The sequence below is a fragment of the Pseudomonas sp. FW305-3-2-15-C-LB1 genome (genome assembly GCF_058787615.1).
In genome coordinates, this window is the sequence record NZ_JBYSZX010000003.1 from 222,018 (window position 1) to 244,668 (window position 22,651).

A 22,651-nucleotide genomic window follows, 5' to 3' on the forward strand; every position below is an offset into this window, starting at 1 on the left:
TCGGGCCTCAGTATTTGATGCAGATGAGCAGCGCCTGGTTGACCGGGCGTGCCTCACCGCCGCCGGATGTGGCGATAGTCACACTGTGCGTGTGCGCGGGTTGCTGGCCGGTGGTTGCGTCGTGAGTGTGGTTTCCGCCGCTGGCCACGCTGATGTTGTGTGTGTGAGCGCCTGCGGCTGAGGTATTTGCACCGTGAGACGCGCCCACGGAGTAGTGACCGCCGCCCTGGCCCGAGGCGATGTTTAGAGCGATTGGCCAAGTCAGGTGGCTGTGTACACCTTGCACGTCGCTGGATGCGGCGTGGGCGTGCTCGCCATTGGCGCTGATCGTGATGCTATGGTTGTGCGCGCCTTGGGCGTCAACGCTGGCCACATGATCATGCGCCGCGTTTTGACCGAGCTGATCACTGCCCAGTGCCCGGCCTGCATCCAGCCCACGTCCTTCATCCAGGCCACGCACAAACAGCCCGCGACTGTCGCCGATATTGAACGTGGTGCTGCCATCGCCGGCACCGTAACGCGTGCCGATCACGGCGAATAGTTTGGCGAAGACCGTCCGGGACACGTTGGCGCCGTTGCGCTTGAGCCAGCCCGGCGGGGCGGTGGGCATGTCGAAGGCAGCAACCATACCCACCAACGAATCGCTGATTTTCTGGTCCAGATTGTTCAGCGCCTTGGTGGTGGCCAGGATCTCGCTGCTATTGGTTGCCGGGTCATCGCTTTTCTCGTTGGGCAATTGATCCAGCCCCACGTCAGCCTTGGTCGTCGCCCGTGCGCGCAGCTCTTTGTAATCCCCGTTTCGAAATGCAAATTGCTGTACCAGTGGACCGTTGATCGGCTCTACATTGCGTAAGTCCGTCACAGATCGCGAATCGGCCAACTGTGCCAGGGGGACGCAGTAATGTTGAACGCCCGCAACGTCTTTGTAATCGGGCAGATCTTCGCCCCACGCCATTGACCACTGCACGCCCACGCTGTTTTCCTGGCGCACAAGGGCCACGTCCAGATACGCCTTGGTGGGAAGCTCGGGCGGTTCGACAGGAAGGGCGTCTGCCTGATGAATACGCAGGCCTTCGACATACGCCAACCCAGGCTTGAGCTGGTAAGCCCCCTCAACCTGCACCAACTGCAACCCATCACCAAAGAAACACGCCCGCCCAAACACGTCCCGATTCGCCAACCGCTCGCGCTCATCGATGTCGCGCAGGCGCACCGTAAAGTCATGCTGCCAAGTACTGGCGTCGATGGTCACCGCGGTCAGTTCTTGGGCCCCATCAAACACCAGCAGCATGTTGCGCGTGACGTTGTTGCCGATCTGATGCGGCGGGATGTTCTTACGCTTTTGCTGCACCGGCACGTACCCCACGGCCAGCAGCACATCTTCATCACTGACCAAGCCGATCCAGTTCCAGTCGAAGTCGCCGATATCGCTGCCCATCATCAGGCTGTACACCACCTGATTAGGGTTCACGAAGCCTTTCTGGGTGTAGATCTGGGTGTGCACGATCTGCCCCGGCGGTGGCCTTGGCGCGTCTCGGTCCACTGGTTTTGTCGGGTCCAGGTTCGGCACCAGAGCCAGCACAAAGCGGCGGACTAGCAGCACTTCATGGGCGGCCTGTTTCTCGGCAATCAGCCGTTCGCCGGCGCGGGTAATGCTCGCGGTCATGGCGGGCTCCTAGAGCGTGGCGACCAGCGTTTGCTGGTCGTCGTTAAAGTCGGCCAGCGCCATCAGCAGCGTGACGGGGGTGATCGTCTCGAAGTCGTAGCGGCGGCACGTGCGTCCGTATTGCTGCACGATCACGCGCAGCAACTCGGGGTTGTCCGAGAGCTGCGAGTCACTGAGTTTGAGTACCACCACGTCCCAATCCCGTTCGGGCAGGCGTTCTTCGATCTCCACATAGCCGACGCCCAGACGATTGAGGATCCGCATCAGCCCCGCTGTAGAACCGGCGTCGACAGAGTTGATGAAGGCGAATTTCACGCGCATGCGATAGAGGCTTTCCGACTCGCCGCGATAGCGGGTAATGTCGCGCTGCCAGGCAATTAGGTCGAGAATGGTCAGGTGACAGTGCTCCGCGTCCATTTGCAGCAAAGGCCACTGCACCCAGTCCTCGACGGTTTCCCACCAGGCTTGGGCGATGGATTTGAGCTTGGTCAGCTCGCCGGCATTCAGCCAAAAGGGCAGGTTTAGCTTAAGCATCGAGCAGCACCTCGAGGGCTTCGATCCGGGGAATGTTCAGCTCTGAGAGGATGTCGGCATTGCTGAACCGCAGGGATTCAATGCGTGGGAATTGTGCGTGCAGCTCTTCGCCCAATCGGCTGAATGAAAACCGCGACTGTGGATAAGTCAGCGTCGGCTGATAATCGGCCGCAGTGCTTTCCCGGAAGGCGGCACGGATGAATTGTTCGATCTGCGTGGCGAGCTGACGGCGCTGGTCCTGGGTCAGGTTGGCACGCGGCCATACCTTCACCTCAAGCGTGTGCACAGTCTCGGGCATCACGTAGACCATCAGATCGTCACCGTGGCCATGGTTGCCGTCGTCGCGGATGTGCGCGTTGATCTTCTCCAGGTACTCGTCTGCCGGCACCCCGGCGTCGAACAGCACGTAAGCATTGGCGCTGCCGGGCCCACGTGGCGCTCCGTGTTTGAAGTACACACCGTCGGGGTGCACACCGGGAAAGGCGGTGATCATGGCGCGGTACACTGCGTCGGTGTGGTACTGGTTCACCGCTGAAAACTGATTGCGCACCCGCAGGCGCAGCTGGTCGTTGGGTTCGGCGTCGGCGCCCGGTTGGGTCAGCCAATCGTCGGTGTTGACCACCTGCACAATGCCCGGTACCGGCACCGGCAGAATGGCGTAGTAACCCGGCGCCAGGTTGTAGCCGCTGCCAGCCTCAATGGCCTCGACGGGGATAGCCAGTTGAGCTTCGCCGTCAGCAAAGGTGCCGGGCAGGGTAGTGATCAGCTCGTAAACATGCCCGTTGATGGCGGCCGATTGCACCCGCGTACCCGCTGGCACCTCAAGCGTCCCTGCCGCTGTGGCGCGGGTAAACAACAACGCGCCTAGGGCTTTGGTCGAGGGCTTGCGCTCAACGTTGACCGCCCAGGCGAGCGTATCCAGCCAGGCATCCACGGCGGTCTGCACAAAAAAGTTGGGCAGCACCGTGTCGATGATGAACTGGATCAGCCATAACACCGGCTGAGTCACCAGCGCCGACACGATGCGCCAGAACGGCGAATAGGCGCTGGTGTTGCTGATCTTGCTGCCTTGTTCGGCGGCCTGTTTTTCCCAGGCCTTTTTCAGTTCGGCCTCGGTGGTGGGGATGTTGGCGTCCCGCAGCGCCTGCTTAAAATCCGCGCTCACACCATCACCTTCACATCGCCGAATTTCACGGTGGCTGCGGTTACCAGGTACTCGCCTGGCGCTTGCCGCAGGATCCTTACCGTGCCGGGCACCAGACGCACGTCGTCTTCCACGCGCAGCTCCAGCTGTTGCAGGCAATCGCGCTGGCGCAGTGGGTCGCGCTCGGCGATCAGGGTTACCAACAAGCCGCTTTCGCGGATCATGTGCGCGATGTCCTGAGCGATGCTGGCGCGGTCATCGATCAGCAGCGGTTGGTTGGACGGGTCCAGCACCAGGTCATTGCCGGCAATCAGCAGGTCGATGTAATCGCTCATCCCGCCATCCCCAGCAGCCCTTCCAGCTCATGGGCGGTCATGGGCTTGTTAGTGTGGATCTCGATTTTTTCCACATGGGTGCCCCGATTCTGCGTGGCGGTGTTTTGGATGCTGGTGAGCAAACCGCCCGGTGGCACGGCGTTGGCGCGGTTGGGGGAAAGCGAAGGGATTGCCGCGTTAATCGTTTGTTGGGCGCGCTGCGCGGCCTCAAGGCTGTCGAGGTCCGGCCCGGTTGGCAGTGCGCCAAACCGCGCCTGGATGTCCACGCCGGGAATGGTGTTGAGCATCGCGATCAGGCCGTTGATGGCGCTGTGAAAGATCGCAACGATCCCATCCCACGCGGCTTTGGCCATGCCCGACCAACCGCCCATGGCATCGAACCAGGCCGACAGCGCCGCCAACTGCTCGCTGACCCACTGGAACGCGGCGGTGTTCATCAGGGCTGTAGTCCACTCACCCCAGAAATAAACGACCGCCACGATCACCGCCACCAGGGCAACAATGCCCAACACAATCCAGGTCACCGGGTTGGCCCACAGCGCGGCGTTGGTCAGCCAGATCGCGGCCTGCCACAGCGTCATCGCGCCTTTGACCAGACCGAACCACAGCACCAGCGACGCCAGGCCCGCCACGTACAGTGTCACCAGCAGGATCTGCATCAGGTACGCGCCGACGCTGCGCCACGCCACTAGGTTCAGCAGCTTCCACAGCGCGATAACCGGGACGGCCACGGTGCGCCACACGCCAAAGGTGAAGGTCATCAGCGCGACGAGGGCGGTCAGCCCGAGGACGGTGAGCGCGGTCAAGCCGATCACCCGCGTCAGGTTGGGAAACAACGTGGTCCAACGCACCACCGACGAGCCGCCCTCGGCCAGCCGCTCAATGATCGGGTTAAGCGTGGGCAGCAGCTTCTGGCCGAAGGCGATGCGCACTGCCAGGACGGCGTGTTCAAAGCGCTCCCACGGGTCCGCAATGGTCCTGGCCATCTTCTCGGCCTGTTCCATGCCTTTGACTTTGCCCAATTGATCGATGCTGTTGGCCAGGTCGCCGGTCTTGGGCAGCAGCTGAGTAATCAGCCCCATCGCCTGCTTGCCGCCGAAGGCCTTGCTGATCAGATCGGTTTCAGCGGCATCCAACTCACCATACTTGGCGTTGATCTTCGCCAGGATGTCGAGCATCGGCAGCAAGCGGCCCTTGCTGTCGGTGAACGACAAGCCCAGCTTGGCCTGCGCGCCGTAGGCCCCGGCGAGAAAGGCGCGGTACTTGGTCCCGGCTTCGCCGCCGCTCATGGTCGCCTGCAGCGTGCCCAGGATGGCGATCTGTTCGGCCGCCTGGATACCTGCCGACGTCGCGCTGGCGCCGAGCGCGGTAAACGCGTTGCTCATGCCCTGGCCAGTGGTCTTGAACATCTGCACGGCGGTGGCGGTTTGCCCGGTCAGTTGCTCAACCCAGGCGACCTTACCCATGGCGTCGGCCTGTTTCTGAAAGATCCCGTACATCGTGCCGACGTAACCGGTCACGGTCGCCGCGTCGGCTTTGGTTGCCTTGGCTAGCACGTTGGACGCGTTGGTAAACACGGCCAGCTGGTTGCCTGTGAGCCCCGCAATAGCGCTCTGAATGTCATAGGCCGAACGCACAAACCCGGTAGCGCTTTCGCCGTAGGCAATGCTGAATTGCAAGGACTTCTGGTTGAGCAGATCCAGCGCATCCGCCGCCACGCCCAGGCTTTCCACTTCGCCCAGCGCGGCGTTCTGACCCAGCGCCGGGGCCATGGCGGCCTTGAGTGCGTGTGCCGCGCCGATCATACCGGCCATGCCTACGCCCATCTGCACCAGGCCTTTTTGACCTTGCATCGCCAAATCGCTAAAGCCGGTTTTGACCTTGCCCAGGGGCTGGCTCACGCGGTCTACCAGGCGCAGGATGAAGTCGAGTTTGCTGGTGGCGGCTGCGCTCATTTAAGCCAACACCACAGTACCTGCGGCACCCACGGTTTTCAGGCGCTCTTGAGCGATTTGCACGTTGTGCTGCAGGGCTTCACTGGCCAGCCATCGGTAGCCCTCAAGCGCAGCAGCTACCAGCGTGCTTCCCGAGCCTGCAAACGGGTCGAGAATGACGCCACCAGGCTCGCAAATTTTAACGAGGGCCCGCATGAGCGCAGTGGGTTTTCCCGTGATATGAAATTTGTCTTTTCGGCGTACCGGTTCGCGAACAACACCGGGCAGAGGGGGCACGGATCGGCCGAGCGGCATTGCGCCTTTGCTGCCCCAGACGATGTACTCGGCCTGAGCGCTGAAGCGGCCCTTCTGCGGACGTACTCCCTCGGTCTTGTCCCATACAGCGATGCCGCGCCAGGTGAAGTCTGCCGCCTGTAGTGCATCGGTGGTCAGAGGCAATTGCCGCCAATCGCTGAATAGGCAAACCGGTGCCCCGGTTTTCAAAGCCCTGAATGCTTCGGTCAGCCACAGCACGTACCACCGCAAATGGGAGCGCTGGTCGCGCTGATCACCCATAAATTCTGGGTACAGGACGCTGCCGCCACTCTGTAAATACTTCTCCGAGGGCGCTTGTTGGCGCGCCCCTACGTGCAAGCCGCCGCTTGAGTACGGCGGATCTGTAATCAAGGCATCTACAGAGCAGTCGGGAATCTGTTCGAGGTAACGCAAACAGTCGCCGTGAAACATTAGGTTTTCCAACGAAAATCACCCTTTCAACGCCCTGGCAATCCCGTTCGCCACGGCGATCTCCATGCGTTTCCAATACTCACTTTCCAGCCACATGGCCGTGCCCAGGTTGTCCGCCGTAGGCTCGGCGCCGGGTAGCCAGCGCTCGTTCAGGGCCAGCAGTTGGCCCAGGCTGTCGTCGTTTAAGCGGTCAGCACGGCCGAGGGCTTTTTTACGACGACTTCAACGTCGGGCGCGTACTCATCCAGCAGCGTGCCGGCCAGTTGCATCGTGAACACCGGGTTGCGCAGCAGCGGGCGCAGCGCGTCGAGGTGGGCGGGTAACACGGTGGTGGTCAGCAGGTTGTTGGACGGCGCCACCTTGTTGTTGGGGGTGACGGCGTTGAAGTACTTGGTCACGTCCTGGGGGGCGAGGGTAAAGGTGAAGTCCTGTTCGCCGATGGCCAGGGTGATGTCGCGGCGCTCGCTCATGGTTGGGCTCTTTGGTTGAGGTTGGAGAAATAGGTGTCTAGGCACTGTTCCAGGCGTTTTTCGAAACGGTGTTCCAGCTTGTCCAGGGCCTTGTCGAAGGCTTCCAGGCGCCCGTTGTGGGTGGCCATCTCGATGCGCAGTTCCAGGTTTTCGCGGCGGGCGGCGTTGACCTGGCGGAACAGGTAGATCTGGAAGCCGGCGACCCAGGTGAGTACCAACTCGGTCAGCAGCAACATGGCGCTGATGTGCAGCGGGGACATTTCCATCATGGCTCGCCCCAGGCGCCGCGCCCGCCGAGGCGCACTGCTTGCCACAGCAGCCAGGCCAATGTGGCGTCGGTGCCTTCCTCCAGCAGGGCTTCGTAGAAGATCCGGTCGGCTTCGTGCTTGGTGAAACGGTGGGCCTGATCGGTGTAGAGATAGTCATGCAGCACGGCGGGCCGGCGAATAGTTGGCGCTTGGGTGTCGACCCAGTGGCGAGCGATGCGCGGCACGCTGGCCAGGTCCGACAGGTAACCCGCGTGGACGCGAATCGAGCGACCGTCGCGGGTGCCATACAGCAGCGGCTGGATCACTTCCCAGCGTTCGTGCCCTGGCCGGTGGCGCAATTCAAGGTGGCTTTCAAACGGCATGTTCAGTAACTCCAGATCGCAGGGCTCGGCAGCCGCCCGCCGGCTGGCGCCCAACCCAGGTGCAGAAACCGCGCATCGCCTTTCTGGTGGATACCGATACGGTTGAACCCCAACGGCAGCGCCAGGCGCAGCAGGTGCAGGGCTTCGGCACCTCGACAATGCACGTCCACGGCGCGGCCATCGAAGTGTTCACCGGGAGCTGATTTGTTCGCTTCGTTGGGGTGCCGCGCACAGCGATAGGCGCTCGCCAGTAACAGGGGCTGGCCGTAGGCGTCACGCAAGCGTTGCAGGCGCGCCATATAGGCCGGGTCCATCTCGCGCCCGGTGCTGTCGCACTGGCCGCAGCGACAGCGCAATTCGGCGTAGGCAAAGTTTGCCCAAGGACTGTCGCTCATCAGCGCAGGCCCTCGATCTCGCTGGCGTCCAGGTACGGCACACCGTTGATGCGGATAAAGTCCGGGCTGGTCACGTCGAACGGCACTTTGTGCACGGACTTCTGGCCGCCCTTGGGGTCGATGTCCAACAGGCTGGAAATTTTCAGCCGACAGCCAAAGGCTTCTACGCGCAGTTCGTCGGTGGCGGTCTTGGCAAAAAACAGCGCGTCGAATGGCTCCAGCTTGCGAAATGAGCCGGCTCGGTTGGCCGCCTGGATCAGCAGCCCCAGGTTGACGCTGTCCAGCTCAAACTCGCCGCTGGCTGCGACGTCGCCGTCTACATAGCCATCCGGCACGCCCTTGGTTTGCGCCACGGCGCTGTTGTCGGTGATGTCCAACGTGGCCTTCTCGATATGCACCTGCAGATCGCCCAGGCTCACGTCGAAATTCATGCCGCTGATTCGGGCCATGGGTTATTCCTCGTCGTCCAGGGACAGGTCCAGGGCGATGTTCGCCGTCAGGTCCTTGGGGCAGTTGTAGGGGCGGATGCGCAGATAGGCTTCGATGGTGGTGCGGTTCTTCCACACCAGGGCGATGTCGCCGTCTCTTGGCGGCTGGATATCGCCGGGGAACTGTTGGCCGGCGAAGGTCACGGCGCGGGACATCTCACGCAGTGGGCGCATCAACCGCAAGCGGGTGTAGGCCATGCTGTTGGGCGTGCTGTTGACCTTGCGGTCTGCCACCATCTGGATCAGCAGAATCCGCACGCGACGCGCAGCCTTGTCGACGATGCGCAGGTTTTCCACCTCGGCGAAGTCGCTGCCGGGGGCGTCCAGCAGGTTGGCGTCACCCCAGAACATGCCGGGGTAATCGGGGTAACTCTGCGGGACCGAGAGGCGCATTTTGTCCAGCTCGGCCAGGGTGGCAGTGGTCAGGGGCACGCCGTCTTTGTCCACAGGCCTAGGGCCCAGGCCGACGAGCGCGCCGGTTGCGACCCGCATGGGGCTGTCGGCGATGCTCACGGCGGCATTCGCCAGGCGGCCGGCCAGCACGCCCAGGTCGTTGCCGTGCAGTTGCGGCACCACCGCCACACGTGGCGCGGCCACATCGCGCAGGAGGGCGCGCTGTTCATCGCGGTACGCCGACCAGTCCAGCGCGGGCGTGATGCCGGCGCTGGCGGCCAGCACGAATACGCGGCGGCCGTAACGATTGATCAGGTTCACGGCAGCGGTGTGCATGGATTCGAGTTCGGCGCTAGCGGCCACCGGTTTGGTGATGACCACGGCTTCGACCGAAACGCCCGCACTTTGGGCCTGATCCAAGGCGTCCTTCCAGTCGCCATCGGCGGCCAGCGGCACGGCGGCGCAGGCCCAGCGGTCGCCGCCGTTGTGGCGGGCGGCGGTGATCTGGGTTTTCAAGTCGCTGGCGGCTAAGCCCAGTTCGGTGTCCAGGTCGCTTTGGGTGTTGAGTGCCAGCAGCTTGCCGATGTTCTTGGTCGCCGGGCCGATAAATAGAAAGTGGCGCTCAATCGCGGTGACCGGGCCCTGGCCCAGGTTGAGATTGTTGACGCTGACTTGACCTTGAGCCATTAAGCGGCCTCGTTACTTGGGCGAGTGAAGGGTTTGCTGCAACACGGTGCGCAGGATCTCGCGGATGTCCTGCGGGTCGGCGCCGAGGGTGTCGCGGGCGGGTAGGTCGATCTTCCAACTGCGGCGTTTGCTGGTCACGGTGGTGGGCAGCCCCAACTGGTGTTTGAGGGCGATGCGTGCGTTGCGGCGTTGGCGCCAACCGAGAGTGGCGGCGTCGGGCGAGAGTTTGGTCACCTGCAGGCGCGTGCTCAGGCGGCGCAGCATTTTGCGGCGGCTCTTTTGTTTACGCGGTGCGAAGGGCGAGCCGTCGAGATTGCGCTGGGTGCCGATGCGCCGGGTGTTGCGCGTGCGCAGGCGCTTGCTGGCGTTGTTCAACAGGCGTCGGCGTTTTCCTGCCGGCAGGGCCAGCAGTTGCAGGCGCTGTTCGGCCTCGATCAACCCACGGATATCGAAACTAAGCGTCGGTGCGGTCATGGCTGACGGCTCCTTGCTCGGCGACCCACAGGTCGTAGGGCACAAACGCCCAGCGTTTGTTGAAGGCCTGGATCTCGCCGTCGGCGGCTTCGGCCAGGTGCAGAGGTTCGATAAAGTCCAGTTGCAGCTCGATGTCGGCCACGTCCGGGGTGAGCTGTTCGATCTCGATCACCGGGGCGGGCAAGGCCTCGTCTTCGCGGTGGGGGTCGTGGGTTTCCAGCCATGAGCCGAGCAAGGCCATCAGCCGTGCCGGGTTGTCGGCAAAGCGGGCGATCACGATCACGGCGCGGTAGCGCATGTCGCCCAAGTGCAGGCCCTGTTCGGTGGGTTTCCAGTTCAGGCTGAGCGTGACCTGTTCGGCCCAGCTGTCGAACTGCTCCGAGGGCACCAGAAAGCAGTCCACCAGGTCACGGGTGAGGGCGCGCAGTTTGTTCATCAGATCAGCTCCGCCGTGACGCGGCTGCGGCCCTGGATCAAGCGCACGGCTTGCTGGCTGAAACTCAGAAAGCGCTCGGCGGTTTCCGGGGCTTCCTTGGCCAGGTTCTCGGCCGACTCGCGGCGCAGAACGGTGGCGAACTGGCTAAGCAGGTACGCCTTGGCGCGGCAGTACACGGCGCGTTTGTAGCTGGCGGCCATGAAGGTGCGTTCCGGTAACAGCATCGGGTCGGCTTTCAACACGTTGTGGATGCCCACGCCTTGCCACTGCGCTTTGCGCCGGGCCAGGTCGTGGTTCACTTCGCCCATGGCCAGGGCGATGCCGTCCATCAAAAGTTCCAGCAGGTACTCGGCCGGCAGCCGGTAGCCGCGCTGAAACTCGGCCACGTCCAGGTCGGGCCAGAAGCCGTCATTGGCGATCGGCTGTTGGATCAGGGTGGTGGGTCGACCGGAAAAGCTCATGGGCAGCGCTCAAATAAACGCGGGGGTGGCTACTTGTGGTCATTGGCACGGAGCCATGGCCTCGGCAGGCCCCCGCTGGGGGGGGTAAGTCGGTTCAGGGGGAGTCTTGTCGGCGCAGCGCTTTGGTAGCGTCTTCAAGGCGGGTTTTCACGCCAATGCCGGGGTACAGCGCAGTGGCCCGTTCGAAGTGCACGATGGCTTGTGCCCATTGCTTTTGGTCCATAGCCAGGATGCCTAGGAGCTTGTGGTAGCGCGCCGGGATACGTTCAAACAGCTGCCATTCACCGTCCACCCGGGGCAACAGTTGTGACAGGTACGGCTCGGGGCTGCGTTTGGCGTCGTGCTCGGCCTCGGCCCAGTCGATCATCGCGTCGGCGACGAAGGTGGGGATGTCGCGCCGGAATCGTTCGGGCATCGCCTGGCCTTGCTGCAGGGCGAAGTCGGCTAATTCAAGGCCCGCCTCAAACTGCTCGGTGTCGAACAGCCACACCATCACTTGCATCAACACCGGGTTGGGGTGGTTGAGGCCGGACTCGCGGTAACGCCGCACGTAGTCCAGGTATTTGGGCAGCAGTTCGTCACGCTTGAGTCGCTGGCGTTCGCCCAGGTTGTTCAGGTCGGACAGGCGTGCGCAGTCTTCGGCCAGGGCAGTGGTCATCAGCGCCAGGTGTTTTTGCGCATTGGCGGGACCGGCCAGGGCGGTGGCGTGGGTGTAAATCTCGACGCTGACGTCCGGGCCTTGGTCCAGTACGCGCTGTTTGTGCTTAAGGGCCAGGCTCATGCTTCTGGCTCCTCGGGCGACGACGGCTCGACGAATTCCACGTTGCCGGCCTCGATCCCGGCGAACTTGCCCAGTTGCTCGACCACGTAGCCCTCGTTGCGGCTGTTGTAGTCCTCGGCGCGGGAGCGCTTGGGGTTTTCGATCAGGTAGCGGCGCCAGGAGCTGTCTTGAAAGTAGATCGACAGGTTGTCGAAGGAGGTCACCACCACGCCCTTGGACGGAAAATGCGGGCAGGTGTAGGAGGGCAGGCCGCCGTAGGTGTCGATCACCTGGGCCATCTCGACCTTGGTTTTTTCGCTGGGCGTGTGGCCGTGCTTGGCGTACAGCTTGCCCTTGTCGTGGGCCAGCAGGTCGCGGCCGATGATTGCCACCAGGTCGTCGCCGTCGCGGAATTCTTCATCGATCATCAGCGACACGTCGTGCACCAGGCTGTCGAGGTTGGCGTAGTCACCACCGGCGCCGATCTGGATTTTGCCCGTGGTCGCGCCTTCCACCAGGATCTGCTGGGCGGCCTGTTCGCGCACGATTTGCAGCCAGCCCTTGTTCACGTCTTGCAGCAGGGGGAAGGCCACACGGTCGGTGTCGGCTGCGACCTTGACGCCGTGCCAGCCGACCATGATGCGGTCCAGCGCGATTTGGCGGCGCACGGCGGCGGTGTAGCGTTGGGCGAAGTCCTTGAACTTGGCCCAGGCGTCGATGGTGGCGAACTTAAGCGTCACGTCGCTGTGGGTGTCGTGCAGTTCGTAGCCCTTGCCATCGAGGCCCAGCACATTGCGTGGCTCGCGGTCGCGCTTGTCAGTGTCGGTGCGGCCGGTGACAGTGCCGTTGACGCCCATCATGACCTTCTCGCCTTTGATCTCGCTCACGGGGATCACGTTGATGCGCTGCAAAAACGCCGAGGTCAGGGTGATCTGGTCGTTGAGGGTTTGCGCCAGGCTGGGCTCGACGTTGAACTCTTCGCGGGCCGATTCCACGCCATAGCTTTGCGCGATGCGGGCTTGAAGCGCGTGGTAACGCTGTCGGGCGATAGGGCTGAGCTGGCTCATCAGTAAATGGGCTCCAGTTCTTCGGTGACAGGACCGGTGGTGCTGGGGATAGTTTTGCCGGTGGATTGGTTGAGCGCGGTGTTGAAGGTTTCTTGAAGCTGTTCCAGCGAAGTCTTCAGGCTGTTGAATTGCTCGGCGGTAACGTGGGTTGCTGGCGGCTCAACCGGCGCGGGAGCGGCCTGTTCCATGCGGGTGGCTACGGCGTCGAGTTTGTCCACGGCGGCGGTGAAGGCTTCGGCGGTTTTTGGGTCCATGGGGGGCGTCTCGGGTTTGGGGGTGTGTTTGCCGCTCAACTGGTGGAATAAGCGGGTGACAAAGTTGAGGGCCGACTCATCGCCCAGGGCGGGCGGCAGCAGCTCATCCAAGGCTTCAACGGGGGCGAAGTAGTTGCCGGTTTCAGCGCGCCGGGAAAAGTGCAGGGGCTGGGTGCCCAGGCTCGCCGGGTCGTCGGTGATCGCCAGGCCGCGCAGGTAGGGTTTGCCGGTGTCGGCGAACTCGGGCTGGATCTCGATGCTGGTGAACAGCTTTTGCGCCTCTTTGTTGAGTTGCAGCAGCCGGTCATTGGGGGCGAGCTTGGCGAACAGCGCGACTTTGCCACCGTCGATGTCTTCGGCTTTTACCTCGGCCACGCTGCCGAAGTTGCCCATGTAGCGGATGTGTTCGAACCAGATCACGGCGGTGTACACGGCCGGGTCGTAGGCGTTGGCCATGTCGCGCAGGTCTTGCGGATCGATGGTGCGACCGTCGGCAGTTTTGCCGCTGGTGGCGACACGTTTCCAATCGGAGACAAGGGTGCGGGGCATGGGGGTGAACGCTCGGTTGCGGTGGCGATGAGCGTCACGATAGGCAGCCGGAACACACCGAACAAACGGTTCGGCTGCGGGTAATTCCTAGATCGGGCAGGTAGGAATACTGAGGGTTTTTGGCGCGGGTTTGCGGGGTTTTGTCTGCATAGACTGCGGTGCATGCCCTATTCGAACGAAGTCAAAGACGCGGCCAAGCGCCTCTACTTGCGCCGCTGCAAACCCCGTGAAATACAGGCTGAACTCAAGCTGGCCAATGTGCGCATCGTTTACTACTGGATCGCCAAGGGCGGCTGGGACGAACTGCTGACGGATGAGGAACCGCTGACGGCGGTGAGCCGACGCATCACCTTGGTTCTGGAGCGGCCGGGCACGCTGGCCAAGGCGGATCTGGATGAGCTGGACCGGCTGACCACCTTGCGCGAACGGCTGCTGAAGCAGTGCGGCAAGGCCCCCGCCGTGGAGCAAAACCGGGTAAAGAGCGATAAGCCCCCGCGCAAACCGAAGGCCGCAAAAAACGATATCTCCGCGCTGACCGAAGTGGACTTCGTGGAGAAATTCACCAGCAAGCTCTTCGGCTATCAGAAAGAACTATTCGCCGCCAAACAGAACCCGCTGACCCGGCGTATCCGCAATATCCTCAAATGCCGCCAGTCCGGGCTGACGTACTACTTTGCCGGCGAAGCATTCATGGATGCGGTGCTGACCGGTGATAACCAGATGTTCCTGTCGGCCAGCCGGGCCCAGTCTGAGCTGTTCCGGGGCTATATCGTCGGTTTTGCGAAAGACTGGTTCGGCATCGAGCTGACCGGCAACCCGATCATCCTGAGCAACGGTGCCGAACTGCGGTTTTTGAGCACCAACAGCAGCACCGCGCAGGGACCGCACGGCCATGTGTACATTGATGAATACTTCTGGATTCGTGACTTCGACAAGCTGAGCAGCCTGGCCGGCGCCATGGCCACCCACAAAAAATGGCGCAAGACGTTCTTCTCCACACCTAGCGCCGTCAGCCACCAGGCTTACCCGTTCTGGACCGGCGATACCTTCCGGCGTGGCAAGCACAAGAAGGCCAGTCAACCGTTCCCCAGCGAGCCCGAACTGCGCCAGGGCGCGCTGTGCCCGGACGGCCAGTGGCGCAAGATCATCAACATCCACGACGCCATCGACGGCGGCTGCGACCTGTTCGACTTGGAACAGCTGCGGCTGGAAAATTCCGATGAAGTCTTCGAACAGCTCTACCTGTGCCAATTCATCGACAGCAGCCAGAGCGCGTTCAACCTGGCCGACCTGGAGCGTTGCTACTCCGACCTGAGCCTGTGGAAAGACTACCAACCCAACGCCGAGCGCCCCTTCGGCAATGCCCCAGTGTGGATCGGCTACGACCCCAGCCGCACCCGCGACGACGCCACCTGCGTGGTGGTGGCGCCGTCGCTGGAGCCGGGCGGTAAGTTCCGCATCCTGGAAAAACACTCCTGGCGCGGCCACTCGTTCACCTACCAATCCGCCCAGGTCAAAAAACTGTGCGAACGCTTCAACGTGCAGCACATCGGCATCGACATCACGGGCGTCGGCTACGGCGTGTTCGACCTAGTGCGCGACTTCTTCCCGCGAGCCACACCGATCCACTACAGCCTCGAAACCAAAAACACGCTGGTGCTCAAAGCCCAGGACACGATCCAGGGCCGGCGCATCGAATGGGACGCCAGCTGGAACGACATCGCCGCCGCCTTTCTGACCATCAAACGCGGCGCCACCACCAGCGGCCAGATCACCTACAGCGCCTCACGCACCGACGCCACCGGCCACGCCGACATCGCCTGGGCGGTGATGCACGCACTGGCTCACGAACCCCTCAATGTCCACAAAAAGCGGCGCAGCCGCTGGTCCACCCTCGAAGGCAGCCATGAACGATCACGCGCCACCGGCCATCCCCCGCAAGGTCAAAACATTCAGCTTCGGCGCGCCCGAGTCGGTCCTGACCGGCCACCTGGGCGAATACATGGGCGTATTCGCCAGCGACGACGGCCAGCTCTACACACCGCCCGTGTCCCGCACTGGGCTGGCCAAGCTGCTACGCGCCAACGCGCACCACGGCACCATCCCGCGCTTCAAACGCAACCTGCTGCTGCGTGACTTCATCCCCTCGGCCGGGTGCAGCGTGCAGACGATGGGGCGGGCGGCGCTGGATTTTATGGTGTTTGGGGAGGGGTACTTTCAGCGCAAAACCAACGTGCTGGGGCAGGTGCTGGAACTGGAGCACCTGCCGGCGTTGAACATGCGCAGAAAGGTCGGTGGTGGGTTTGCGCTGCTGCTGCCGGGCGGCAAGCAGATCGATTTTGAAGAGGACCAGGTGGAGCATGTGATGGATTACGACGTGGAACAGAACATCTACGGCGTACCGGATTACCTGGGCGGAATGCATGCGCTGTTGCTCAACGAATCAGCCACGCTGTTTCGGCGCCGGTACTACAACAATGGGGCGCATGCGGGGTTCATCTTCTACACCAATGACCCGAACCTGTCGGAGGCGGACGAGGAGCGGATGCAGGCGCAGATTGGGGCGAGTAAGGGCGTGGGGAATTTTCGGTCGTTGTTTGTGAATATCCCTGGGGGTGGGGATAAGGCGATTCAGATTATTCCGGTGGGGGATATTGCGACGAAGGATGAGTTTGAGCGGGTCAAGAACATCACCCGCAACGACGTGATCGCCGCGTGGCGGATGAACCCGGCGTTGGCGGGGTGCATGCCGGAGAATGCGGCGGGGTTTGGGGATGTGGAGAAGATTGATCGGGTGTACATGAATAATGAAATACGACCAATTAGGCAGTTGTTTTTGCAGGTGAATGGGAAGTTACGTAGGGATCGACTGGTAGAGTGGGCTGACCTCTAAGCCCCCGATATATTGAACTAGACGATTTATAGTTGTATAGACTAGTGCATATATTTAGGCTTGTGTCCCAAGCACGGTCGTCGCTTAAGGGTGATTAGAAGCTCAGAAATTAATGGTGTACCACTTACATAGTGCGCAAATTATGCTAAATCCGCCAAGAGCCAAGGGAGCAAAGTAGTCGGTAAACCAAGGAGTAATAAAAGCGCCTCGTGCGATGGTGAAGGCCTTTATCGGGAGGGTTGTCCAAGGGGAAGGGCTATATAAAACAAATCCTGAGCCCGCATCTTTGCTCCAGTGGTCAGCTGTTTTTCTATCGTATTGTAAACGCAGTTCCATTGTGGTTCGTTCAGTTCTGGAAAGTTGATGAATTTGAATGGGGTTGCCATTTTTTGCCTTAGTTATTGTTAAGGTGAAGTAAGCTCTGAGTTTTACTTGGGGCTTTCCAAAGGTAATCGTTCCAACCGAATCGTACTCCTTGGCAAAGTTTGCATACATGCTTTTATAGAGTGCGCGGCGCTTCAAGTGAGTAGCGCTCCAAATCAGCGATGTATCGTAGAGGTCATTCATCGATTTGTCGAAGCAGAGGCCTAGGGTGGGTAGTCGTTGATAGCACCTAAACCAGAAGTACATGTTGAGCAATGCTAAAACCAGCCAAACACTTTCGATACGGTGTTGAAGCTTAATTTCATTGCCCATCAGCTTGAACTGCGTCAAATCTGCTCCGAAGTACCACAGCGCGAGTACCAGAGCTGAATACATTAGCAGGAAGCCACGTGCCTTTTTGAAATCGCCTTCATCATCCATTGCCAACACCACATCCCACAGAGTTGGGTCATGCTATCAGCTATGAATGCATGATGGCATCTGGCCTCTTGAGTTCTTTGGCGCCCGGTGCATAGCACCGGGCGCGAACTACTTACTGCGGGTGTGGGCCACCCGGCTGCATCGCCAAGTGTAGGTCATCCAGAATCGCTTTGCCCATCTCACACAGATAATGCGCGGCAAAGGCAAGCCTCGCGTTTCTGGGGTCCATGGCTACTTCAAGCGAGAGGGTGGTGGCGCAGTCGAGGACGTGCGCTGCGTGTTCAAGGGCTTCACGCAGTGGAACCCCAGCGTTTACACGGAACAGCTTCAAATGGTGTTTGCCCTCTCCGCAATCTGCGAAGGTTTGGACGCCTATGGTTTTTGCTGAGGGTGGGGTGCTCATTGCTCACCTCCTGAAAACAGAGATTGGCAGGCATTGCCCGAGGTAGAAGGTCTTCCGTACGGCATAGCTAACTCCCTTTGCATGAACAAAAAGAGCTGCCCCAGACGTTTCCAGGCGAAAGGTGGCAGCTGTACGCGGGCTGGAAACCGAGGCAAAAGGAACCCGGCAGACCCGAAGGTCTCCCACGTACAGCCGCCAAAAAGCACAAACGACAGGCGAAAAAAAAGCGCCTGCTGATTGTTTGACGACGCTGTAGCGTCCTTAAGCATCGGGTTTCCAGGCCCGGTCACTGATGAGCAGCGACGAGAGAGAGGTTAACGCGATAGATTCAGCGGTGCAACATCCAGGCAAGGCAACACCTAATATTTGGGGAGGATGCTTCAGTTCCTATTAACCAATGTTGAGCAAGTGGCTAAGCGGGTTGTTGAGTTTTTTGTCGCTTAGCTAATTTTTCTTAAATAATATATGCTGGGACTTTATTATTTATAATGAAAGTTGAGTGAGATATTAGGCTGGCAAATATGTAACTTTTGGTGGTTGCGGTTGGCGAATGATATTAGAGTGTTTATTTAGCGGTTTCGTAGTGCTTCATACATTGGATCACTCTTTTTAAGATCACATCGAAACCTGAAAAGTTGATTGTTTTTTTGTTGGCTAATATTACTTTTTTTGCAAAGATTTCTTTGCCGTACTCAGTTGTGGTATTTATTTTGCTTTCGGGATTGAAAGTTTTCTTTTGGACCTTTTCATTCAAGGTGGCGGCAGTGAAAAGACTTTCAATAGCTGTGTGTCCCCCTGTTGCTGTTGGTGGGGTTAAAACGATGTAAAGATTGTGTGCTACGTGTATAAAATTTGCGTTTCTAAAATCTTTCTTTTTCCCCTTCGCAACCGGATATCGTTTGGCTGATGCTTTACCTTTTAAAAGTCCGTCTATTCCATTAAAGCCAGAGTCATTATCTAAAATAATTATTATAGGCTGTTTGGGGCGCGGAGCTTTGTAAAAATCGTAATGGCTCTCAAAGTCATTAATGAACGTATGTAGATAATTTGTGCCTCCATGAAGTTGAAGTAGAAATCTTGTGCGGTTGTTGTAATTGAAAAATTTGACCAGTAACTCGTAAGGGTTGTTTGCAGATTTTGGAGTGGCCAGCTTTGGATAGTTTGCAGCAAGGCTGCTTATTGCGGATTTAAGATATATGTTATCTGTCTTCCCTTCACAAATTATAGTGGGTTTTTCATTGGCGTAGAAAAACTTATAGTATAGAAAGCGGCTAAAAGTGGTCTCTCGCCCGCTTAGCAATTCTCGGGTTTTGATATTTGATTTTCGTTGTTCATATTCTGTGTCCAAGGGCGGTTTTTGACGAAGACGGTTTGAATAGTCGACCTGGTCAATAAAGTTTAATTGGCCTTCTAGCTCGTAGATGTTTCCATCTGCAAAAGTGCCGTCAACTTTTTTCTTAAAAGAGCCGGTTCGAAAAAGGGAGTGGCATTGTGACTTGACTGTTCGCCAGTACTCAGACTTTACGTTTGGCTTTTTGTTGACTACTAGCCCTGTAACATCTTGTCGAGAGTCTTGGAATTGAATTCGTGTCTTAGGGGCGTTAATTTCAAATCCAGCCCTGCGGATTTCGCTTCTGAGTTTTTTTCCGGGGATGTATTCGCCTGCTATTTCCTTCATCAATTTTGGAGGGAATAGTCTTTCCCTTGTGGAAAAAGTTATGTCGTCGGCGTAACGGGAGTAAATGCAGGAGTACGACTCTGCTAGCGCAGCTAGTTTTATATCTAGGATGTGCGTTATTAGGTTTGTAATAACCGGCGAGCAAGGGCTGCCTTGTGGCAGCCTATTGTCGTAGCAAGCAATTTGGGCTATAACCGTCGCTATGTGTTCGTTAAGCTGAAAATCTTTATTGGATATAAAAAAACCTCTGACTCGCCCGAAATTAAATTTGTCGAAGAAGTCTTTTAGATCCAGGTTTAGTACGTTTCTTTGACCTGTATGTACTATGGCGTTGGTAATGATTGATTTGTTACGCAAGAACCCATGTGATAAGTTGGATTTGTAGTCATGGTTTTCTTTTACTTTTACTGCTGTAAGCTCATCCAGACAGTCTTGAAGTAACTCTGAGAGCGCTGATTGGATTGTTTTTAAACGGTCACTTGGTGAGCATATGGTTCTGAGCCCACCACTTTTTTTAGGGATTGTAAAGGTGGAATATTGAGTGTCAGGTTTCAAAACATATAACACGTAAGTCAGCGCTGTCGCCTTAACACCTAAAAGTAATGCGAGTTCGGGTTTTGTTTTTGCTGCTCGAAGAGCATTTATTTTTCTCATTTTATCACTTCAGAGCTGAAGGGAAGAAGGCTTATGGGCACTCTTTCGCAAACGTAGAGAACCTCAAGACATGACAATTCTCACCGGGCAAAGCATTCCAACATTTTTCCCACTGATCGCGATTCGCGATCCAAAATCTGCCCATAAGCCAATCTCCAAGCTATCAAAGTGACATTATGGGTGCAAGATGTGAATCCTCTGAAAGACTGTGCCGTTTTGAGGGGGAGAGTACAAATGCCGGTACTATATGTGGGGTCGTTTTTTAAGGTTTTTACTACATATAGTGTTAAAATGCTTTTTGATTAATGCGCCTCGACGGGAGATAGGAGATGCGAGTGTGTTGCAAGATGTGTGGTGAGAAAGGCCGGATCGCCTCCCGCGACGAGCTTTCATTGGAGTTCGCCCGCCTCTACTGCCAATGCAGCTCCCCCCACTGCGGCCACACCTGGGTCGCCAACCTCACCTTCTCCCACACCCTGAGCCCTTCCGCCCAGGCGGTCGATCGTTTGCTGTTCGACCGCCTGCGCAGTTTGTCCAAGGTCCAGCAGCGGGACCTGTTTGATCAACTGGGCGTGGTCTCCTCCACGTAGTTGCGCAGCATCGCTTCAGCTTGTTCAAAGCCATTGAGCTGGGCCACGCCGTAGTCGATCAGGGCGAGCCTGGCGCGTTGCGTCAGTTGCAGGTCGGTGGTGAGCAGGGCAACCAGCAGGGCGAAGCTGTCGCCGCATTCCTCAAATTGGTCGCGCATTTTCATGATGCAGACGGGGGCATTCAACACAACGATTTCTCCTTTTTCGATGTAGTTGGCCGGTAGTTTAAGGGCCGGATTTTTCTCCGCCAGTGGGCTTTTTCCCTGCATTTGTAAGTAGGTAATATCGCCAGCCGTCCTACGAAAAGCCGTGCAATCGTCAGCGCTTTTGCCTCTGTTGTGTGTGATCCACGCTGTGTTCTGCTGAAAAGTTTTGACTTGAATTTGAAAAGTTAGATGGCTCTATTCCAATGGTTTCAACGAGCCGTGGCGCATTGAACAGCGTGGTGCTGCGCGTGCGTTGAGTTCTGGCGCTGTTTCATTCGATTACAAAAACAAGGGCGCCGAAGCGCCCTTGTTTCACCCTGGTGTGTGCGTCAGGGCGCGCTGAGGTGGAAGCTCAAGGCGTCGAGGGTGACGACGCCATAGACACGCTGGCCGTCTGGCCCCTCGAACGCGACGACCACTTGTTTGCCGGGCAGTGGAATGCGGACCACACCGTAACCGCTGTCGAACTCCAACAACCGGGTGGCGCCCAGCAGGTACGCGTCAGAGCGCAGGCCGAGTTGTTGGCGTGCTTGTTTGAGTTGGTCTGCTGGCACGAATACCAGTTCGCCATCGATGCGCAGGCAGCGGGTGCCGGTGTGTTGTTGGGTGGGGAATTGCGCGATTCGACGCTTATCCATGGTGGTGTCCTCGGGCCGTGGTAGCCTTGTGCCCGCTGCTGCGGAGGTGCTGTGCTTGCATGGTGTGGCTCCTTTTTGTAGTGGCAGGTGTCGGGGAGGTGCGAACTCCTCGGCACCGTCTCTTTCAGGCTTGCTGCAAGGCGGTGGCCGTGTACACGGACCGCCATTGGCAGCGCACTTCAAACAACCCCAGGTCGTGGCCTTCTACGTTGTGCAAATGCACGACCGTAACGAAAGTCGGGCGGCTGTCGGGGTGGGCGCGCCAGTGATCGATGGTGGCGAATTCCGCCATTTCTTCCGGGGTGCCTTTTTCGCGGTACCAGTTGGGCAGGTAGACGCGGCCCATCAGGCCGTTCGCGCTGTAATGCAGGATCATGGTTTGCGTACCTCCGCGTGGGTGAAGTAGTCCATGCGCAGCAGGCTCAGGCAGTCTTCAAAGAGCCTGAGGTCCAGGCCGCGCAGGTCGGTGAGGTTGAGCCGGTAGTGGTGGGGGTGAATCAGGCTCATCAAGAACAGGCCGGCGATGAGGCTTTGGCCGGTGCTGGCTTCGACGACGTGGATCAAGTTATCGAAGGCCCGGATGCCGTCGGTTTTGATCTCCCTGGAACGTTGTGGACACAGCGCTGCATTGCGCTGATTCGCTAGTCTGTGGCCCACGTACTCTTGGGGCTGGGTACGCCAGACCTCCATCAGCTCCTTCCACACGGATTCTCCTTGGTCGATGCGTTGATGCACTTCCACTTCAGGCATGTAATCCATTTCCAGCACGCGTATGCAGTCTTCAAACTCGCTGAGCCCCAGGCCGTGCAGGTGTTTGAGGTTGAAGCGAAACGTCGCGCCGTCGTACAGACCCAGCAGAAAGTGGCCGACTGTGTTGCCCGCCGGGGTGCGGCTGAGGGCTATGGGGATCAGCCGATTCAACGCCTGGGTGCCGCTGCGGATGATGGCCGGGCGGCGGCGTTGGTAGGCCCAGACCTGGGCGAGTGCGTTGATGAGTGAGTCGTTCATGTGTTGCTCCTTGCGGGGGTTAAGCCTGGCGAACCAGGTAGAGGGTGAAGTGCTCGGGCAGGTCGAGTTGCTGCACGGCCTTGATCTGTTCGCGGGTGCAGTCGTCGGCCAGGAAGTACCGGGCGCCGGCCTCGACGTGTTGCTGGATGCGGGCGATCAGGTAGGGGGTAGTGCAGGTGTTGCCGGTGATGATCACGACGCTGATGTCTTGGGCATGCAGCTCGTCTTGGCGGGCGCGCAGGCGGCGGGTTTTACCGCTGGCTTGGGGGCCGGTGAGGACGTGGAGTGGCATGGTTGAGGCTCCTTTTTTCAGTGGGCAGGGGATGGCGCGCGCAGGGATTTCTGCGCGGGG

Annotated in this window: 30 protein-coding genes; 3 read left to right on the plus strand and 27 right to left on the minus strand. The window is 59.1% G+C overall.

From position 1 onward, the window contains the following. Positions 1-7 precede the first annotated feature (7 nt). The 19 genes from AC3WP7_RS07785 to AC3WP7_RS07875 form a co-directional block, all read right to left on the minus strand. Positions 8-1,666, minus strand: coding sequence for a phage tail-collar fiber domain-containing protein (locus AC3WP7_RS07785; RefSeq protein ID WP_093513542.1), 1,659 nt, complete (start codon positions 1,664-1,666; stop codon positions 8-10). 9 nt (positions 1,667-1,675) lie between these two features. Next, positions 1,676-2,200, minus strand: a complete 525-nt coding sequence (locus AC3WP7_RS07790; protein ID WP_093513541.1) for a phage tail protein — start codon at positions 2,198-2,200, stop codon at positions 1,676-1,678. Continuing rightward, the gene (locus AC3WP7_RS07795; RefSeq protein WP_093513540.1) at positions 2,193-3,365 is read right to left on the minus strand and encodes a baseplate J/gp47 family protein; all 1,173 of its coding nucleotides are present in this window, start codon (positions 3,363-3,365) and stop codon (positions 2,193-2,195) included. Before AC3WP7_RS07795 ends, AC3WP7_RS07790 begins: the two co-directional genes overlap by 8 nt. After that, positions 3,362-3,679: a DUF2590 family protein gene (locus AC3WP7_RS07800; protein ID WP_093513539.1), complete on the minus strand. Its 318-nt coding sequence runs from the start codon at positions 3,677-3,679 to the stop codon at positions 3,362-3,364. The genes AC3WP7_RS07795 and AC3WP7_RS07800 overlap by 4 nt, the downstream gene beginning before the upstream one ends. Next, positions 3,676-5,634: a phage tail tape measure protein gene (locus AC3WP7_RS07805; RefSeq protein ID WP_093513538.1), complete on the minus strand. Its 1,959-nt coding sequence runs from the start codon at positions 5,632-5,634 to the stop codon at positions 3,676-3,678. The genes AC3WP7_RS07800 and AC3WP7_RS07805 overlap by 4 nt, the downstream gene beginning before the upstream one ends. After that, on the minus strand, positions 5,635-6,360 hold the full coding sequence (locus AC3WP7_RS07810; protein ID WP_093513537.1) for a DNA-methyltransferase: 726 nt from the start codon (positions 6,358-6,360) through the stop codon (positions 5,635-5,637). Positions 6,361-6,378: 18 nt separating this feature from the next. Beyond that, entirely contained in the window at positions 6,379-6,522 is a 144-nt protein-coding gene (locus AC3WP7_RS07815; RefSeq protein WP_371914793.1) for a DUF6890 family protein, read from the minus strand. 20 nt (positions 6,523-6,542) lie between these two features. Next, positions 6,543-6,830, minus strand: coding sequence for a putative phage tail assembly chaperone (locus tag AC3WP7_RS07820; protein WP_102591464.1), 288 nt, complete (start codon positions 6,828-6,830; stop codon positions 6,543-6,545). Next, on the minus strand, positions 6,827-7,099 hold the full coding sequence (locus AC3WP7_RS07825; protein ID WP_102591465.1) for a hypothetical protein: 273 nt from the start codon (positions 7,097-7,099) through the stop codon (positions 6,827-6,829). Before AC3WP7_RS07825 ends, AC3WP7_RS07820 begins: the two co-directional genes overlap by 4 nt. Then, positions 7,096-7,461 carry a DUF1353 domain-containing protein gene (locus AC3WP7_RS07830; RefSeq protein WP_102591466.1) on the minus strand — a complete coding sequence of 122 codons (366 nt, stop codon included), beginning with the start codon at positions 7,459-7,461 and terminating at the stop codon, positions 7,096-7,098. Before AC3WP7_RS07830 ends, AC3WP7_RS07825 begins: the two co-directional genes overlap by 4 nt. Positions 7,462-7,463: 2 nt before the next feature. After that, entirely contained in the window at positions 7,464-7,856 is a 393-nt protein-coding gene (locus tag AC3WP7_RS07835; protein ID WP_093513533.1) for a D-Ala-D-Ala carboxypeptidase family metallohydrolase, read from the minus strand. After that, positions 7,856-8,305: a phage protein gene (locus AC3WP7_RS07840; RefSeq protein ID WP_102591467.1), complete on the minus strand. Its 450-nt coding sequence runs from the start codon at positions 8,303-8,305 to the stop codon at positions 7,856-7,858. Before AC3WP7_RS07840 ends, AC3WP7_RS07835 begins: the two co-directional genes overlap by 1 nt. A 3-nt stretch (positions 8,306-8,308) precedes the next feature. Further along, on the minus strand, positions 8,309-9,424 hold the full coding sequence (locus AC3WP7_RS07845; RefSeq protein ID WP_102591468.1) for a DUF2586 domain-containing protein: 1,116 nt from the start codon (positions 9,422-9,424) through the stop codon (positions 8,309-8,311). 12 nt (positions 9,425-9,436) lie between these two features. After that, entirely contained in the window at positions 9,437-9,898 is a 462-nt protein-coding gene (locus AC3WP7_RS07850; RefSeq protein WP_102591469.1) for a phage virion morphogenesis protein, read from the minus strand. Further along, positions 9,879-10,334, minus strand: a complete 456-nt coding sequence (locus AC3WP7_RS07855; protein WP_102591470.1) for a phage tail protein — start codon at positions 10,332-10,334, stop codon at positions 9,879-9,881. Before AC3WP7_RS07855 ends, AC3WP7_RS07850 begins: the two co-directional genes overlap by 20 nt. Further along, complete coding sequence (locus tag AC3WP7_RS07860; RefSeq protein ID WP_102591471.1) at positions 10,334-10,795, minus strand: head completion/stabilization protein; 462 nt, start codon at positions 10,793-10,795, stop codon at positions 10,334-10,336. The genes AC3WP7_RS07855 and AC3WP7_RS07860 overlap by 1 nt, the downstream gene beginning before the upstream one ends. Positions 10,796-10,889: 94 nt before the next feature. Then, entirely contained in the window at positions 10,890-11,576 is a 687-nt protein-coding gene (gpM, locus tag AC3WP7_RS07865; protein WP_102591472.1) for a phage terminase small subunit, read from the minus strand. After that, positions 11,573-12,625 (minus strand): phage major capsid protein, P2 family, encoded by a 1,053-nt coding sequence (locus tag AC3WP7_RS07870; RefSeq protein ID WP_371917381.1) that lies wholly within the window; start codon positions 12,623-12,625, stop codon positions 11,573-11,575. Before AC3WP7_RS07870 ends, gpM begins: the two co-directional genes overlap by 4 nt. Continuing rightward, positions 12,622-13,425, minus strand: coding sequence for a GPO family capsid scaffolding protein (locus AC3WP7_RS07875; RefSeq protein ID WP_102591474.1), 804 nt, complete (start codon positions 13,423-13,425; stop codon positions 12,622-12,624). The genes AC3WP7_RS07870 and AC3WP7_RS07875 overlap by 4 nt, the downstream gene beginning before the upstream one ends. Positions 13,426-13,587: 162 nt before the next feature. Between AC3WP7_RS07875 and AC3WP7_RS07880 the strand changes: the two genes are divergently transcribed. Together AC3WP7_RS07880 and AC3WP7_RS07885 are read left to right on the plus strand one after the other, a co-directional pair. Beyond that, positions 13,588-15,561 carry a terminase large subunit domain-containing protein gene (locus AC3WP7_RS07880; RefSeq protein WP_102591475.1) on the plus strand — a complete coding sequence of 658 codons (1,974 nt, stop codon included), beginning with the start codon at positions 13,588-13,590 and terminating at the stop codon, positions 15,559-15,561. Continuing rightward, on the plus strand, positions 15,473-16,318 hold the full coding sequence (locus AC3WP7_RS07885; RefSeq protein WP_102591476.1) for a phage portal protein: 846 nt from the start codon (positions 15,473-15,475) through the stop codon (positions 16,316-16,318). The genes AC3WP7_RS07880 and AC3WP7_RS07885 overlap by 89 nt, the downstream gene beginning before the upstream one ends. Before the next feature lie 102 nt (positions 16,319-16,420). On the opposite strand, the gene AC3WP7_RS07890 is transcribed toward AC3WP7_RS07885, so the two are convergent. The 3 genes from AC3WP7_RS07890 to AC3WP7_RS07900 form a co-directional block, all read right to left on the minus strand. Beyond that, positions 16,421-17,122, minus strand: a complete 702-nt coding sequence (locus AC3WP7_RS07890) for a hypothetical protein (RefSeq protein ID WP_102591477.1) — start codon at positions 17,120-17,122, stop codon at positions 16,421-16,423. Between the two features lie 112 nt (positions 17,123-17,234). Then, the gene (locus AC3WP7_RS07895) at positions 17,235-17,525 is read right to left on the minus strand and encodes a DUF3077 domain-containing protein (protein ID WP_102591478.1); all 291 of its coding nucleotides are present in this window, start codon (positions 17,523-17,525) and stop codon (positions 17,235-17,237) included. 565 nt (positions 17,526-18,090) lie between these two features. Beyond that, a complete protein-coding gene (locus AC3WP7_RS07900) occupies positions 18,091-19,857 on the minus strand; it encodes a retron Ec67 family RNA-directed DNA polymerase/endonuclease (RefSeq protein WP_102591480.1) in 1,767 nt (588 codons plus the stop codon). Positions 19,858-20,186: 329 nt separating this feature from the next. Between AC3WP7_RS07900 and AC3WP7_RS07905 the strand changes: the two genes are divergently transcribed. Then, on the plus strand, positions 20,187-20,447 hold the full coding sequence (locus AC3WP7_RS07905; RefSeq protein WP_102591481.1) for an ogr/Delta-like zinc finger family protein: 261 nt from the start codon (positions 20,187-20,189) through the stop codon (positions 20,445-20,447). Here AC3WP7_RS07905 and AC3WP7_RS07910 read toward each other — a convergent pair. The 5 genes from AC3WP7_RS07910 to AC3WP7_RS07930 all read right to left on the minus strand — a co-directional run bounded on the left by AC3WP7_RS07910 (position 20,420) and on the right by AC3WP7_RS07930 (position 22,591). Continuing rightward, positions 20,420-20,635: a hypothetical protein gene (locus AC3WP7_RS07910; RefSeq protein ID WP_146012676.1), complete on the minus strand. Its 216-nt coding sequence runs from the start codon at positions 20,633-20,635 to the stop codon at positions 20,420-20,422. The two genes, AC3WP7_RS07905 and AC3WP7_RS07910, sit on opposite strands and share 28 nt — an antisense overlap. 347 nt (positions 20,636-20,982) lie before the next feature. Continuing rightward, positions 20,983-21,291 (minus strand): hypothetical protein, encoded by a 309-nt coding sequence (locus AC3WP7_RS07915; protein ID WP_102591483.1) that lies wholly within the window; start codon positions 21,289-21,291, stop codon positions 20,983-20,985. Positions 21,292-21,415: 124 nt separating this feature from the next. Continuing rightward, a complete protein-coding gene (locus AC3WP7_RS07920; protein ID WP_028615339.1) occupies positions 21,416-21,667 on the minus strand; it encodes a hypothetical protein in 252 nt (83 codons plus the stop codon). Then, a complete protein-coding gene (locus AC3WP7_RS07925; protein WP_177468522.1) occupies positions 21,664-22,299 on the minus strand; it encodes a DUF7673 family protein in 636 nt (211 codons plus the stop codon). The genes AC3WP7_RS07920 and AC3WP7_RS07925 overlap by 4 nt, the downstream gene beginning before the upstream one ends. Positions 22,300-22,318: 19 nt before the next feature. Continuing rightward, positions 22,319-22,591, minus strand: coding sequence for a hypothetical protein (locus AC3WP7_RS07930; protein WP_102591484.1), 273 nt, complete (start codon positions 22,589-22,591; stop codon positions 22,319-22,321). Positions 22,592-22,651 lie beyond the last annotated feature (60 nt).

Bases quoted from the DNA above. Each gene is read 5' to 3' on its own strand.
- AC3WP7_RS07925 (WP_177468522.1), bottom strand. From the start codon at position 22,299: ATGAACGACTCACTCATCAACGCACTCGCCCAGGTCTGGGCCTACCAA.
- AC3WP7_RS07895 (WP_102591478.1), bottom strand. From the start codon at position 17,525: ATGAGCACCCCACCCTCAGCAAAAACCATAGGCGTCCAAACCTTCGCA.
- AC3WP7_RS07790 (WP_093513541.1), bottom strand. From the start codon at position 2,200: ATGCTTAAGCTAAACCTGCCCTTTTGGCTGAATGCCGGCGAGCTGACC.
- AC3WP7_RS07855 (WP_102591470.1), bottom strand. From the start codon at position 10,334: ATGAACAAACTGCGCGCCCTCACCCGTGACCTGGTGGACTGCTTTCTG.
- AC3WP7_RS07930 (WP_102591484.1), bottom strand. From the start codon at position 22,591: ATGCCACTCCACGTCCTCACCGGCCCCCAAGCCAGCGGTAAAACCCGC.
- AC3WP7_RS07840 (WP_102591467.1), bottom strand. From the start codon at position 8,305: ATGGCCCGAATCAGCGGCATGAATTTCGACGTGAGCCTGGGCGATCTG.
- AC3WP7_RS07800 (WP_093513539.1), bottom strand. From the start codon at position 3,679: ATGAGCGATTACATCGACCTGCTGATTGCCGGCAATGACCTGGTGCTG.
- AC3WP7_RS07850 (WP_102591469.1), bottom strand. From the start codon at position 9,898: ATGACCGCACCGACGCTTAGTTTCGATATCCGTGGGTTGATCGAGGCC.
- AC3WP7_RS07825 (WP_102591465.1), bottom strand. From the start codon at position 7,099: ATGATGGAAATGTCCCCGCTGCACATCAGCGCCATGTTGCTGCTGACC.
- AC3WP7_RS07830 (WP_102591466.1), bottom strand. From the start codon at position 7,461: ATGCCGTTTGAAAGCCACCTTGAATTGCGCCACCGGCCAGGGCACGAA.
- gpM (WP_102591472.1), bottom strand. From the start codon at position 11,576: ATGAGCCTGGCCCTTAAGCACAAACAGCGCGTACTGGACCAAGGCCCG.
- AC3WP7_RS07785 (WP_093513542.1), bottom strand. From the start codon at position 1,666: ATGACCGCGAGCATTACCCGCGCCGGCGAACGGCTGATTGCCGAGAAA.
- AC3WP7_RS07905 (WP_102591481.1), top strand. From the start codon at position 20,187: ATGCGAGTGTGTTGCAAGATGTGTGGTGAGAAAGGCCGGATCGCCTCC.
- AC3WP7_RS07915 (WP_102591483.1), bottom strand. From the start codon at position 21,291: ATGGATAAGCGTCGAATCGCGCAATTCCCCACCCAACAACACACCGGC.
- AC3WP7_RS07805 (WP_093513538.1), bottom strand. From the start codon at position 5,634: ATGAGCGCAGCCGCCACCAGCAAACTCGACTTCATCCTGCGCCTGGTA.
- AC3WP7_RS07880 (WP_102591475.1), top strand. From the start codon at position 13,588: ATGCCCTATTCGAACGAAGTCAAAGACGCGGCCAAGCGCCTCTACTTG.
- AC3WP7_RS07810 (WP_093513537.1), bottom strand. From the start codon at position 6,360: ATGTTTCACGGCGACTGTTTGCGTTACCTCGAACAGATTCCCGACTGC.
- AC3WP7_RS07875 (WP_102591474.1), bottom strand. From the start codon at position 13,425: ATGCCCCGCACCCTTGTCTCCGATTGGAAACGTGTCGCCACCAGCGGC.
- AC3WP7_RS07860 (WP_102591471.1), bottom strand. From the start codon at position 10,795: ATGAGCTTTTCCGGTCGACCCACCACCCTGATCCAACAGCCGATCGCC.
- AC3WP7_RS07890 (WP_102591477.1), bottom strand. From the start codon at position 17,122: ATGGATGATGAAGGCGATTTCAAAAAGGCACGTGGCTTCCTGCTAATG.
- AC3WP7_RS07820 (WP_102591464.1), bottom strand. From the start codon at position 6,830: ATGAGCGAGCGCCGCGACATCACCCTGGCCATCGGCGAACAGGACTTC.
- AC3WP7_RS07900 (WP_102591480.1), bottom strand. From the start codon at position 19,857: ATGAGAAAAATAAATGCTCTTCGAGCAGCAAAAACAAAACCCGAACTC.
- AC3WP7_RS07845 (WP_102591468.1), bottom strand. From the start codon at position 9,424: ATGGCTCAAGGTCAAGTCAGCGTCAACAATCTCAACCTGGGCCAGGGC.
- AC3WP7_RS07835 (WP_093513533.1), bottom strand. From the start codon at position 7,856: ATGAGCGACAGTCCTTGGGCAAACTTTGCCTACGCCGAATTGCGCTGT.
- AC3WP7_RS07920 (WP_028615339.1), bottom strand. From the start codon at position 21,667: ATGATCCTGCATTACAGCGCGAACGGCCTGATGGGCCGCGTCTACCTG.